The sequence below is a fragment of the Brachybacterium sp. GPGPB12 genome (assembly GCF_038396325.1).
GTDB lineage: Bacteria > Actinomycetota > Actinomycetes > Actinomycetales > Dermabacteraceae > Brachybacterium > Brachybacterium conglomeratum.
In genome coordinates this window covers 429793-442689 of sequence record NZ_CP149573.1, presented here as the reverse complement: position 1 = coordinate 442689, position 12897 = coordinate 429793, and the positions used below count along the sequence as shown (strand labels likewise).

At 70.6% G+C, this 12897-nt stretch carries 8 protein-coding genes and 5 pseudogenes; 9 read left to right on the top strand and 4 right to left on the bottom strand.

The features are described 5' to 3' along the window. Positions 1–2: 2 nt before the first annotated feature. The 9 genes and pseudogenes from WKH84_RS02380 to WKH84_RS02340 all read left to right on the top strand — a co-directional run. A pseudogene (locus tag WKH84_RS02380) lies at positions 3–1133 on the top strand (deoxyguanosinetriphosphate triphosphohydrolase); the annotation flags it as partial. Between the two features lie 70 nt (positions 1134–1203). After that, positions 1204–1335: a hypothetical protein gene (locus tag WKH84_RS02375; RefSeq protein ID WP_341856745.1), complete on the top strand. Its 132-nt coding sequence runs from the start codon at positions 1204–1206 to the stop codon at positions 1333–1335. A gap of 4 nt (positions 1336–1339) precedes the next feature. After that, positions 1340–1825: pseudogene (locus tag WKH84_RS02370) on the top strand (CHC2 zinc finger domain-containing protein); the annotation flags it as partial. Positions 1826–1931: 106 nt separating this feature from the next. After that, positions 1932–2342 (top strand): annotated as a pseudogene (locus WKH84_RS02365) (toprim domain-containing protein); the annotation flags it as partial. Between the two features lie 130 nt (positions 2343–2472). Further along, positions 2473–2880, top strand: coding sequence for a hypothetical protein (locus WKH84_RS02360; protein ID WP_341855501.1), 408 nt, complete (start codon positions 2473–2475; stop codon positions 2878–2880). Further along, positions 2826–3314 (top strand): hypothetical protein, encoded by a 489-nt coding sequence (locus WKH84_RS02355; RefSeq protein ID WP_341855500.1) that lies wholly within the window; start codon positions 2826–2828, stop codon positions 3312–3314. Before WKH84_RS02360 ends, WKH84_RS02355 begins: the two co-directional genes overlap by 55 nt. A 221-nt stretch (positions 3315–3535) precedes the next feature. After that, the gene (locus tag WKH84_RS02350; protein ID WP_341855499.1) at positions 3536–4207 is read left to right on the top strand and encodes a MarR family winged helix-turn-helix transcriptional regulator; all 672 of its coding nucleotides are present in this window, start codon (positions 3536–3538) and stop codon (positions 4205–4207) included. A gap of 237 nt (positions 4208–4444) precedes the next feature. Then, positions 4445–5872 (top strand): NAD-dependent epimerase/dehydratase family protein, encoded by a 1428-nt coding sequence (locus WKH84_RS02345; RefSeq protein WP_341855498.1) that lies wholly within the window; start codon positions 4445–4447, stop codon positions 5870–5872. Positions 5873–6112: 240 nt separating this feature from the next. Beyond that, positions 6113–6424, top strand: a pseudogene (locus WKH84_RS02340) (integrase core domain-containing protein); the annotation flags it as partial. A 51-nt stretch (positions 6425–6475) separates the two neighbouring features. On the opposite strand, the gene WKH84_RS02335 reads toward WKH84_RS02340, so the two are convergent. The 4 genes and pseudogenes from WKH84_RS02335 to WKH84_RS02320 all read right to left on the bottom strand — a co-directional run bounded on the left by WKH84_RS02335 (position 6476) and on the right by WKH84_RS02320 (position 12876). Beyond that, positions 6476–6805 carry a metal-sensitive transcriptional regulator gene (locus tag WKH84_RS02335; RefSeq protein WP_103384850.1) on the bottom strand — a complete coding sequence of 110 codons (330 nt, stop codon included), beginning with the start codon at positions 6803–6805 and terminating at the stop codon, positions 6476–6478. 26 nt (positions 6806–6831) lie between these two features. Continuing rightward, positions 6832–8735: pseudogene (locus WKH84_RS02330) on the bottom strand (heavy metal translocating P-type ATPase). A gap of 302 nt (positions 8736–9037) precedes the next feature. Then, positions 9038–10126 (bottom strand): FAD/NAD(P)-binding oxidoreductase, encoded by a 1089-nt coding sequence (locus WKH84_RS02325; protein WP_341855497.1) that lies wholly within the window; start codon positions 10124–10126, stop codon positions 9038–9040. A gap of 476 nt (positions 10127–10602) precedes the next feature. Then, positions 10603–12876 (bottom strand): heavy metal translocating P-type ATPase, encoded by a 2274-nt coding sequence (locus WKH84_RS02320; RefSeq protein ID WP_341855496.1) that lies wholly within the window; start codon positions 12874–12876, stop codon positions 10603–10605. Positions 12877–12897: the final 21 nt, after the last annotated feature.

Below are 12897 nucleotides of genomic sequence, written 5' to 3'. Positions count from 1 at the left end.
CCATGACGACCACCGCCCCTCCCGGCCCCGCCGCGGCCGTCCCGCCCGTCGGCTACACCGCCCACGACCTCGAGCGCTGGGTGCCCGAGCCGCCGAAGTCCCAGGCCCGCACGCCCTTCCAGCGGGACCGGGCCCGGGTCTTTGCACTCCTCCGCGCCGCGCCGCCTCGGTGCGAAGACCCAGGTGCTCGGCGCGGGCGCGAACGACTTCGTCCGCACCCGCCTCACCCACTCCCTCGAGGTCGCGCAGGTGGGGCGCGACATCGGCGCCGAGCTCGGCGCGACCCCGATGTGGTCGACGCCGCCTGCCTCTCCCACGACCTCGGCCACCCGCCCTTCGGCCACAACGGCGAGAAGGTCCTCGACGACCTCGCGAAGGACTTCGGCGGCTTCGAGGGCAACGCCCAGACCCTGCGCCTGCTCACCCGCCTCGAGCCCAAGGTGATCGGACCCGAGCGCCCCCACGGGCTGAACCTCACCCGCGCCTGCGTCGACGCCGCGATCAAGTACCCCTGGTCGCGCGGCGAGGGCCCGGACCCGGATTCCCCGAAGTTCGGCACCTACGCCGACGACCACGACGTCTACTCCTGGGCGCGCGAAGGCGCCGTGGAGGGCCGGAAGTGCTTCGAGGCGCAGGTCATGGACCTCGCCGACGACATCGCCTATTCCGTCCACGACATCGAGGACGCGATCACCGGACGCACCCTCGACCTCGGCCGCCTGCGCGACCCGATGGAGCGCTCCGCCGCGCTGTACGTCGTCCGGGACTGGTACATGCCCCACGAGAGCCTCGACGCGCTGGACGCGGCGCTGACCCGCCTCGAGGCCGAGCCCTCCTGGATGTCCGCTTTCGACGGGTCGATGCGCTCGGGCGCGGCGCTGAAGGACATGGCCAGCCAGCTCATCGGCCGCTTCACCCGCTCTGCGATCACCGCCACCCGCGTCGAGCACGGGCCCGCGCCCCTGTCCCGCTACAGCGGCGACGTGATCGTGCCGGAGGAGACCCACGTCGAGATCGCGGTGCTGAAGGGCCTGGCCGCCGCGTACGTGATGTCCTCCGCCTCCCAGCGGCCCGTCTACGAGGCGCAGGAGGAGATCATCCGCGACCTCTACTCCCGGCTGTGGCACACCGGCACCCAGCACCTCAGCCCCCTCTTCGCGGAGCTGTGGCGAAGAGGCCGAGGACGACGACGCCCGGCGGCGCGTGATCGTCGACCAGATCGCCTCCTACACCGACGTCACCGCGAGGCGCCTGCACGAGGTGCTCTACGACCGCGCCCTCACGCACGTGACCGCCGCGGACATGCCCCTGCCCGGCCTCGGATCGGAGCTCTGAGCGGGTGGCACAGGGACTGATCCGCCGCGCCGACGTGGACCTCGTGCGCGAGCGCTCCCGCCTGGACGAGGTCGTCTCCGAGCACGTCACGCCGCGCACCGCCGGGATCGGCTCGATGAAGGGGCTGTGCCCCTTCCACGACGAGAAGACGCCCTCGTTCAACATCCGCCCCCAGCTCGGCCACTGGCACTGCTTCGGCCGCGGCGAGGGCGGGGACGTGATCTCGTTCGTCCAGAAGATCAACCACCTCAGCTTCGTCGAAGCGGTCGAGATGCTCGCCGGTCGCTACGGCGTCCAGTCGCACTACGAGGAGGGCGACGGCAAGGGCGGTGACCGTCCCGACTTCGGGACCCGGCGCCGCCTCCTGGACGCCCACTCGATCGCGGAGGAGTTCTACCGCGAGCGGCTCTCCGCCCCGATCGGCGAGATCGGGCGGCGCTTCCTCAAAGAGCGCGGCTTCGACCAGGCCGCCGCCGAGCACTTCGGCGTCGGCTTCGCGCCCGAGGGCTGGGACTCGCTGACCTCGGTGCTCGCGCGGACGGGGCTTCACCGAGGAGGAGCTCACCGCCAGCGGGCTCGTCTCCCAGGGCCAGCGCGGCGTGTACGACCGCTTCCGCGGGCGGCTCGTGTGGCCGATCCGCGACATCACCGGCAAGACCATCGGCTTCGGGGCGCGGCGCCTGCTCGAGTCCGACCAGGGCCCCAAGTACCTCAACACCCCCGAGACCGCGATCTACCACAAGTCCTCCGTGCTCTACGGCCTCGACCTCGCCCGGAAGGAGATCGCCTCCCAGCACCGCGTGGTGGTCGTCGAGGGATACACCGACGTGATGGCCGCGCACCTGGCCGGTGTCACCACCGCCGTTGCCTCCTGCGGCACGGCCTTCGGCGCCGAGCACGTGAAGATCGTCCGCCGCGTGATGGGTGACTCGAACCCGTCGGCCGGGTCGCGGCTGAACACCGACGGGAAGGGCCTGGCCGGAGAGGTCGTCTTCACCTTCGACGGCGACGCCGCCGGGCAGAAGGCCGCGCCGCGCCTTCGAGGAGGACCAGCGCTTCGTCGCCCAGACCTACGTCGCCGTCGAGCCGAACGGCCTGGACCCCTGCGACCTCAGGATCCAGCGCGGCGACGAGGCGGTGCGGGAGCTGATCGAGACCCGCCGGCCGCTGTTCGAGTTCGCGATCCGCACCGCCATCTCCCAGGTCGACCTCGACACCGTCGAGGGCCAGGTCACCGCGCTGCGGATGGCCGCGCCGGTCGTGGCGAGGATCCGGGACCGTGCGATGCGGCCCGAGTACGCGCGCCGGCTCGCCGGATGGCTGGGCATGGAGGAGCGGACCGTGCCGCGCGCCGTGCACGACGCCGCCCGCACCGAGGGCGGCGGCGGGCACCGCGCCCGCGAGGTGCCGCCCGAGCGGGCGGGGAGCGGCCCGGTGCCCCGGCGATCGAGGACGACGGCGGCGTCCTGCCGATCCCGCGCCTGGCCGACGTGGTCAGCCCCCGCGACCCGGTGGGCCAGGTCGAGACGCAGTCGCTGGCCGTGATGCTCGCAGGCCCCGCACCTGCTGGACGCGGAGCGTGTGGCCGCCCTGCCGGACGACTCCTTCCACGTCCCTGCCCTGCAGGGGTGTGGGACGTGATGCTGGCCGCGGGAACCCTCCTGGACGCCGTGGGCGGGCAGCCGCCCGCCGCGCGCTATCTGGAGCAGGTCCTCGAGATCGCCGGCGAGACGGTGCGGCCGCTCATCGTGGAGATCGCGAACCTCGACCTGCCGGCCCGCAGCGAGGAGGCGCTGGAACGGCTCGGCGTCTCGCTCCTGGACCGGCTGAGCGAGCTGTCGATCACGCGCGAGTACTCCGTGCTCAAGCGGCGTCTCCAGCGCACCGATCCCTCCGACGCCGAGCGCTACCAGCAGATCATGGCGCGTCTGACCGAGGTGCAGATCAAGCGTCGGTCGCTGCGGGCACCGTCGGACTGACGGCACCGCTCGAGGCGGGCTAGTCCGGGCCGGGGGTCCGCGCTCGCGCGCCGCCTCGCGGCGCTCGCGGTCCGTCGCGTCGTCGGGGCCGGCGGTCAGCAGATCGGCGGCGGAGCGCCAGCGCGTGCCGGCCCTGCGCGCCGCGGCGAGGCGGGAGGGCTCTCGGTAGGGCGTCCGGACCGCGCGGACCCCCGACGCCGACAGGACGCTACGATCCAGGGATGGACCAAGGTGGCGGCGCGCAGGAGTCGCGACGCGAGGGGACCGCGCATCCGGTCGCGGACGGCGCAGCGGATGATGCGCCCGACGCCGACGCGTCGGGCGAGTGGACGCAGAAGCCCGGGGAAGTGGCGAGGGGCGAGCATCCCGACGGCTACTGGTACCCCGAGCACGACTCCGCGATCGACCTGCTCGCGGCGCCGCACACCTACCAGGCCGCACACGGCGACATGCGCCGTCGGACGAGCGCCGGGATGGACATGAACATGACCGACCTGGACGCGCCGCGCCATGTCATCGCGCACGAGCGGCACGAGGAGCCGCTGACCCCTCTGGGCCTGGCGCGGTCGCTCAGGATCTCCGGCGCCTCCAGCTCGAAGCCGCTGGACCGTCTCACCGCTTCGGGGCATCTGCAGCGGGTCCCGAACCCGGATGATCGCCGCTCGAGCGTCGTCGTCGCGACTGACCACGGGCACACGCAGGTCCGGGAGCGCCTGGACGGTCTGCACGCGCGGATGCAGGAGGCGGCGGAGCAGGTGCCCGAGGAGGTACGCGGTGAGGTCGCCGCCTTCCTCCGCCGCATCGCGGCGGTGCTCGATGCCGAGAGCACCTCCGACGCGCCGCTCCCCTCGGTCGAGCGATCATCTCCGGCCCCAGCCCCGCGCAGACGATGACCCCGCGGGTGACGGCGAGGCCTCGGACAACCCTGTCGGGCGCGTGTCACAGCGCCTCCTCCTGCACCCGGGGCACGGTGCGGCCGCGGCGTCCCAGGGGCGCGCCCGGCGTGGCGTCCCGCCGAGCGTGCACCGTGCCGCGGCATTGCTCCACGCGTCCATAGCTCGGCGATGTAGCGTGAGGGGAGCCGATGTGATCGGGTGGCCCACCGCCCGCGCCGGAATCGAGGAGTCGCCGTGAGGATCGAGACCCGCTACCACCTCGAGCATCCCCGGGACGAGGTGAACGCCTGGCTGGAGAGGCCCGGAGCACTCACCCGGCTCACCCCGCCGGGTCTCGCCACGGCCGAGGACGCCGCCGAGGGCGGCACCGGGCAGGGCCGTCTCGTCGGCGTGCGCCTCGGCCCATCGTTGCTCCCGCGGCCGCCGCGCCCCCGCTGGTCGCTGCGCCACGCCGATGCGACGGCGCCCTTCGACTTCGCCGATCAGCAGGTGCGCGGCCCCTGGCGCACCTGGCGGCACGAGCACGCTGTCGAGCAGAGCGGCTCCGGCGCCGCGGTGCACGACCGCCTCGAGGTCGAGCCGCCGCGGCACCTCGAGCGATGGGAGCCCCGTGTCGGGGAGCTGGTGAGGGGCGTGCTCGACTTCCGTGCCCGCCAGCCGCGCGAGGACCTCGCCTTCCACGCGGCGCGGGCGGGCCGGCGCCCGCTCACCGTGGCGATCGCCGGGTCCTCGGGGCTCATCGGCGCCCAGCTGGCGGCGTCGCTCCGCACCGGCGGCCACACCGTCCGGCCGCTGGTGCGGCGCGCCGCGACGGCGCCGGGTGAGATCTCCTGGGACCCACAGGGAGGGCGGCTCGACCCCGCCGACCTCGAGGGCGTGGACGTCGTGGTCAACCTCGGGGGCCGCTCGATCGCGACGCGATGGACCGCCTCGGCACGGGCGGAGATCCGCGCCTCCCGCCTCGCGGGGACCGCGCTCCTCGCCCGCACCCTCGCCGGTATGGCCGACGGGCCGACGGCCCTCGTGCAGGCCTCCGCCATCGGGTACTACGGGCCGCGCCGGCCGGGGGAGAAGCTGGTCGAGGACTCCGGCCCGGGGAGGGGTTCCTCGCCGAGGTGGTGCGCGACTGGGAGGACGCGACGACCCCGGCGCGCGAGGCAGGACTGCGGGTGGCGCCGCCCGCACGGGCCTGGTGCTCAGCGACGGCGGCGGATCGCTGCCGCCGCAGCCGCCGCTGTTCCTCGCGGGCGTGGGCGGTCGGCTCACCGCGCGGGACGCGGCCGTCTCCTGGATCTCGCTGGACGACATGGTCCGGGCCTACGCCCACGTGATCCTCTCGAGCACGGCGGACGGGCCGCTGAACGCGGTTGCGCCGGGAACGGTCACCGCCGGGGAGTTCGCCAGGACCCTCGGGCGGGTCTTGCACCGGCCCGCTCTGTCGCCCGTCCCCGCCGCCGGACCGGCGCTCGTGCTCGGCCGCGCCGGGGCCGACGAGCTGATCCGCACCGACCAGGACGTCTCGGACGCCCGGTCGCGCAGGAGCGGCTTCGAGCCTGCTCACCCCGAGCTCGAGCACGCGCCGCGCCACCTGCTGCGGCGGATGCCGACGAAGGGGGAGGCGTAGCCCAGGCGGGGCTTGGACCCGCGACCGACGGATTATGATTCCGATTCCGTCATCGTTGCGACCAGCCCAGTTTATAGAGATGCAGTTCAGTGCTCGTTTGCAATGCTGGCTCACATCTGCTGGCGAGGGTCGCTTCCGGCGCTACTGCGTACCGTCTGAGTACCCGATCACCCGTCCGTCGACCGCCTCCGCTTACGTCTCCTGGACGGCATGAACAGGGCGACGACGAACTCGACCACTATGTCCACGAGGATGCCCATGCGGTGATGTTACCGGCGCGCCTTCTCGTGGGTTCCAACGCGTCCCGCGCGAAGACGTTCGTGCGCGCCGTGAACGCGCATGCGGCGCGGTATCAGCGGACCCGGCCTTACAAGCCCCGGCACAACGGGAAAGTCGAGCGCTACCAGCGGATCCTCGCCGAGGAATGCCTCTACGCCCACGCTTTCTACTCCGAGGGCGAGCGCCGCGACGCGATCAGCGTCTGGGTCCACCATTACAACTATCATCGGCCGCATACCGCCTGCGCTGATCAGCCCCCGGCCACCCGAGTCCACGAACGTGTCGACAACGTCATGACCTCATACAGCTAGCTCCGCGGCTGTCCAGATGATCGACTGGGTCGTCGCTCGCGGTCAGTTGATTCAGGACTTGACGAGACGTCGAACTGCGTCGGAGGCCTCCTTGAGCTTGATCTCGGCTTCGTCTCCGCCCTCGCGGGCCGCATCGACGACGCAGTGTCGGAGGTGGTCATCGAGCAGGCCCAGCGCAACGTTCTCGAGTGCACTGTTCAGGGCCGAGATCTGAGTGAGGATGTCGATGCAGTAGACGTCCTCGTCGACCATGCGGGAGATTCCACGAGCTTGACCTTCGATGCGCTTGAGTCGGTTGAGGTAGCGAGGCTTGTCTTGAATGTACCCGTGAGGCCCGCTGTGGCAGGCCCGGTCTTCTGTGCTTTCCGGGACAGTGGACATGATCGATTCCGTTCGATGTAGGGGCATTAGCGGCGATTGCGTACGGCGGCGGCGGTCGCCTCGGGACGCAGGTCGAGGCGTCGCAGGAGCTGGGCGTTCAGGGCGACGACGACGGTGGACAGGGACATCAGGATCGCTCCGACGGACATTGGCAGTACGAACCCGATGGGGGCGAGGATTCCGGCGCCAGCGGCACGGACAGCAGGTTGTAGCCAGCGGCCCACCAGAGGTTCTGCTTCATCTTCCGGTATGCGGCGCGGGAGAGTTCGATGACCGAGAGTACCGAGCGCGGATCGGAGCTGGCGAGCACCACGCCTGCGGAGGCGATCGCGACATCGGTGCCGGCACCGATCGCGATGCCGACATCTGCTTGGGCGAGAGCGGGGGCGTCGTTGACGCCGTCGCCGACCATCGCGACCTTCTTGCCCTCCTTCTGGAGCTGGGCCACCTTGGAGGACTTGTCCTCGGGGCGCACGCCGGCGAAGACGCGGTCGATGCCGAGCTCGCGACCGACGCTGTTCGCGACCGCCTCGGCGTCACCGGTGATCATGACGACCTCGACACCCAGGCCGTGCAGAGCATCGATCGCCTCGCGGGACTCGGGACGCACCTCGTCGGTGAGCTTGAGGCCGCCGATCACCTCCCCGTCGCGCAGGACATGCAGGATGATCGCGCCCTCCTTTCGCCAGGTCTCGGCCTCCTCGATCTCGCCAGTTCCGGTCTCTTCGAGCAGGCGGGGGCCGCCGACGCGAATCTCGTGCCCGTCCACCCGGGCGCTCACGCCAAGCGCGGGAGTGGAGCTGATGTCGGAGCCCGCAGGGACCTGGATTCCGTCGGCCTGTGCCTTGGCGACGATGGCGCGGGCGAGCGGATGCTCGCTCTCCGCCTCGGCGGCGGCGGCCAGGGCCAGCACCTCGGACTCCTGCGCATGGCGAGGAATGATCTCGGCGAGGGCGGGCTCGCCCTTGGTGAGGGTGCCGGTCTTGTCGAACAGAACGGCGTCGACCGTGCGCATCGCTTCCAGTGCCAGGCGATCCTTCACCAGGACGCCGCCGCGGGCGGCCCGCTCGGTGGCGATCGAGACGACCAGCGGGATCGCGAGACCGAGCGCGTGGGGGCAGGCGATCACCAGCACGGTCACCGTGCGGACGACGGCATCATCGGGCATGCCGAGGAGTGACCAGGTGATCGCGGTGATCACGGCGGCGCCGAGCGCGAACCAGAATAGCCACGCGGCCGCCGTATCGGCGATGCGTTGAGCTCGGGAGGAGGAGTTCTGCGCTTCGGTCACCAGGCGCTGGATGCCGGCCAGGGCGGTGTCGTCGCCGGTGGCGGTGACTTCGATGCGGAGGCTGGAGTCGGTGGCGACGGTACCGGCCACGACTGAGTCTCCGGTGGAGCGTGTGACCGGACGGGATTCGCCGGTGACCATGGACTCGTCCACATCGGCGCGACCCTCACGGATCGTGCCGTCCGCGGGAACGCTCGCTCCTGGGCGCACCAGGACCAGGTCACCGTGCCGCGCGCTCGCTCGGCGAGACGCTCACGAGATCATCGCCTTCGATGCGCTCCGCCTCATCGGGGAGCGGCGCGGCCAGGGAGTCGAGCGCGGAGGTCGTCTGCGCGAGGGAGCGCATCTCGACCCAGTGTCCGAGCGAGCATGATCACGATCAGCAGAGCCAGCTCCCACCAGAACTCCAACTGGTGATCCAGGAGCCCGAGAGTGGCACCCCAGGAGGCGATGAACGCGACGGTGATCGCGAGCCCGATGAGGAGCATCATCCCCGGCTGGCGGGAACGGATCTCGGAGGCGACACCCTGTAAGGAACGGGCGGCCGCCCCAGACATACATGACGCCGCCGAGGATCGGGGCGATCCACAGTGCGCCGGGGAAGTCGGGAACGCTGTATCCGAGGAGCATCGCGAACATCGGGGAGAAGACGACGACGGGCACCGCGATGAACAGGTTGAGCCAGAACAGCTGTCGGAACTGTGCGACGTGGTCCCCGTGACCGGAGTGACCACCGTGCCCGGAGTGGCTCTCGTGTCCGGAGTGGCCCTCATGGCCTCGGTGCGATCCATGGTCGTGGTGTGCGCCGGGAGCGTCCTGCTCAGCGATGGCGGTGGGGCTGTCATGAGGTGCTGGGGAATGGTGGGCGTGCTGTGTGCCGGGTTCCTCGTGGTCGTGGCGGTGGGTGTGGTTGCCAGCGTTCATGCCGACACCCTATACCCCTAGGGGGTATCTGTCGAGGGTGTGGATTCCGCTCTCGGCATTGATGCGAGAGAGGTGTGGAGGCGCGGCAGGTGGTTCATCACCGCGGCGCCGGCGTCCAGGCCGCTGACGCCGATGAGCTGTCCCGCTCGCTCATGAGTGGGGACCAGGGGAACAGTGGAAATGGTCCGCACGTTCTCGGAGTGGCCGGTGTGTCCCGCGGCGAGGTAGAGATGCTGGTGGATCTGTGCGCTGTAGAGGGCGCGCGGGCGGTAGACGCCCGGGGAGCCCGCGAGGCCGGTCGAGGCAAGAAGACTGCGGGCGGCGTGAACGCCCTGGGCCTCGGCGTCGCTCCAGTGATCGATGCGCCAGGTCGGTCCGTCGGACTCGTGGGCCGCGACACCTCCTGCGGCGTAGATGTGATCGTGGGTGCGACTGCGCAGGCGGTGATCCACGGTGATCGGACCGTTCCAGGGGGAGGGGCTGACCGCAATCGTGCCCAGAGCGGTGATGACCAGGTCCACCGTGGCCACGTGGCCATCGGAGAACTCCGCGCGCACCTCGTTCTTCTCGAGATCCAGGTGCGTCAGCGTGTGACCGAAGCGGGTGGTGACGGCGCGGCGATGGGCGCGGGCGAGTCGCTCCGCGACGGGGGCGCCGAACGCAGTGACTCCGGGGACTGGTGCCTCGGCGGCGAGCGTGACTCGACATCCGGCATCGCGCAGTATCCCCGAGGTTTCGGCTCCGATCATTCCCGCCCCGTAGATAAGGCCCCTTGGGGAGGTCGTAACCGCGAGGGCGGCGCGCATACGAAGCGCATCGTCCAGCGAGTGAAGGTGCGTCATCTGTCCGCTGTCCAGGGTCGCGGGGCTGGCGATGCCTGAAGGAAGGGGGCGTGGCGCGCTTCCCGTGGCCACGATGAGGGCGTCATAGTCCAGACGGGCTCCAGAGCGCAGGTGGACGGTCTGCTCAAGAGGATCGACCGCGCGGACACTGTCACGGACCACGCCGCCGGGCAGCGGAGGGAGCTGTGCCTGGTGGGTGTCGATGAGTCCGGTGGCGACGGCCTTGTTGACCAGCGTGCGGTTGTACGGGGCGTTTTTTTGCATCGATGATCGCCGTCGTGGAGACATTCTCCTGCTGGGCAAGCTCCCAGACAGCGGCGGATCCCGCGGCGCCGGCGCCGATGACGAGAACGCGTGTCGCGGCAGACAAGGTGGAGCTCCGATCTGGACGGGGGAGGGGTGCGTTGCCAGGCGGTCCACCCCTCCCGCTCGTCGGTGGTTGTTCAGGCGGCGACGTACTTCTGCGGGTCGGCGTCGAAGAGGGGGCCGCGCGACCGGCGCAAGACAGCCAGTAGCGAGTGCCTTCGTAGTCGCGGAACAGGCCCGCGGCCTCGGCGACGCTCTTGACGACCGTCCGGCCCTCCATCACCGGGCAGATGGCCATGTCGTCCGTGGGGCCCACGAGGCTCGGGCGTCCCTCCTTCGCCACGGGAGCGGGGGAGGCGTGGCCGCCGCAGCAGTTGGAGGACTGGTCGGTGGTGTCGTTCATGAAATTCCTTCCATTGGGGTGTTGTGCAGGGTCAGTTCTTTGCGCTGGAGGTGAAGCCGCGCAGGCGCAGGCTGTTGCCCACGACGAAGACGCTGGAGAAGGCCATCGCGGCGCCGGCCAGCATGGGGTTGAGCATGCCGAGTGCGGCGATCGGGATCGCGGCCGTGTTGTAGACGAAGGCCCAGAACAGGTTGGTCTTGATCGTGCCGAGGGTCTTACGGGACAGGCGGATGGCGTCGACTGCGCTACGGAGGTCACCGCGCACCAGCGTGATGTCGCTGGCCTCGATCGCAACGTCGGTACCGGTGCCCATCGCCAGTCCCAGGTCGGCCTGAGCCAGGGCAGGGGCATCGTTGACGCCGTCGCCCACCATCGCGACGATGCGACCCTCGCGCTGGAGGCGGGAGACCACATCCACCTTCTCCGACGGCGGCACCTCGGCGATGACCTCGTCGATGCCGACCTCGGCGGCGATCTGACGGGCCACGGCCTCGTTGTCGCCGGTCAGCAGGACCGGGGTCAGCCTCAGTTCCTTCATCGCGGCAACGGCCTCGGCGCTGGTGGGCTTGACCGTGTCGGCGACCACCAGGATTCCGCGGGCGATCCCGTCCCAGCCGATGGCGACGACGGTCTTGCCCTGCTCCTCGGCATCCGTCTTCGCAGCGGCCACCGCGGGGCTCAGTGACATCTGTGTCTCGGCGAGGAGGCTCTCGCGGCCGACGACGACGACCCGTTCATCGATGGTGCCGCGCACGCCCTTCCCCTCGACGTTGGTGAACTCCGTCAACGTCGGGAGTTCGCCGATCTCCTGGGTGGCGCCCTTGGCGATCGCTTGGGCGATCGGGTGCTCGGAGGAGTCCTCGACGGCGCCGGCCAGGCGCAGCGACTCGGCCCGATCGGTGCCCTCGTCGGTGACGACGTCGGTGAGGGTCATCTTGCCGGTGGTGACGGTGCCGGTCTTGTCCAGCACCACGGTGTCGACCCTGCGGGTGGACTCGAGCACCTCGGGGCCCTTGATGAGCACCCCCATCTGGGCGCCGCGGCCTGTGCCCACCAGCAGGGCGGTCGGGGTCGCCAGACCCAGTGCGCAGGGGCAGGCGATCACCAGTACGGCGACCGCGGCAGTGAAGGCCGCGGTGACGGGGAACCCGGCGCCGAGCCATCCCCCGAGGGTGAGAGCGGCGACCAGGATGACGATCGGCACGAAGATCCCGGAGATGCGGTCGGCCAGGCGTTGGACCTCGGCTTTGCCGGTCTGGGCGTCCTCGACGAGTTTCGCCATCTGCGCGAGCCGCGTATCGGAGCCGATGCGCGTGGCACGGACTACGAGCCGTCCACCGGCGTTGACGGTGGCGCCGGTGACGGCGTCCCCCTCACTCACCTCGACGGGAACCGACTCCCCGGTGAGCATGGAGGCGTCGACGGCGGAGGTTCCGGAGGTGACGGTGCCGTCGGTGGCGATCTTCTCGCCGGGCCGGACGATGAACTCATCACCCACGACGAGGTCGTCGATGGCGATGTTCTGCTCCTGGCCTCCGCGCGCGACGGAGACCTCTTTTGCGCCGAGCTCGAGCAGGGCGCGCAGGGCGGCGCCGGCCTGGCGCTTGGAGCGCTTCTCGAAGTAGCGGCCGGCCAGGATGAACATCGTCACGCCCGCGCCGACTTCGAGGTAGATGTTCGCCGCCCCGTCGGAGGGGGCGATCGTCAGCTCGAAGGGGTGGGTCATGCCGGGGGTGCCGGCCGTGCCGAAGAACAGCGCGTACAGGGACCACAGGAGGGCGGCGGAGGTGCCCATGGAGATGAGCGTGTCCATGGTGGCGGCGCCGTGCTTGAGGTTGGTCCAGGCCGCTTTGTGGAACGGCCACGCACCCCACACGATGACCGGGGCTGCGAGCGCGAGCGAGAGCCACTGCCAGTAGGGGAACTGAATGGCGGGGATCATTGCCATGGCGATGACCGGGACGGTCAGCGCGACCGCTCCGATCAGCCGGTGGCGTAGCGAGGTCAGCTCCGGGTCGGAGTCCTCCTGATCGTCCCCGGGCGTGTTCGCTGAGTCCTTGCCGGTGGTGGGCTTGGGTAGCGCGGCGGTGTAGCCGGTCTTCTCGACCTCACTGACGAGCAGCTGCGGATCGTAGCCCTCTGGGGCCGTCACCTTGGCTTTCTCGGTGGCGTAGTTGACGGTCGCGGTGATGCCGTCGAGTTTGTTGAGCTTCCGCTCGATCCGGTTCGCGCAGGATGCGCATGTCATGCCGCCGATTTCCAGTTCGATGCCGGCCTCCGCGATGAGCGGTGCTTCGGTGTTCACTCCAGGTCCTTTCCGATCTGT

What these genes read in the sequence shown, in the direction of transcription:
- WKH84_RS02350 (WP_341855499.1), top strand. Translation starts at nt 3,536, where the DNA reads ATGGACCAAGGTGGCGGCGCGCAGGAGTCGCGACGCGAGGGGACCGCG.
- WKH84_RS02335 (WP_103384850.1), bottom strand. Translation starts at nt 6,805, where the DNA reads ATGTCCACTGTCCCGGAAAGCACAGAAGACCGGGCCTGCCACAGCGGG.
- WKH84_RS02325 (WP_341855497.1), bottom strand. Translation starts at nt 10,126, where the DNA reads ATGCAAAAAAACGCCCCGTACAACCGCACGCTGGTCAACAAGGCCGTC.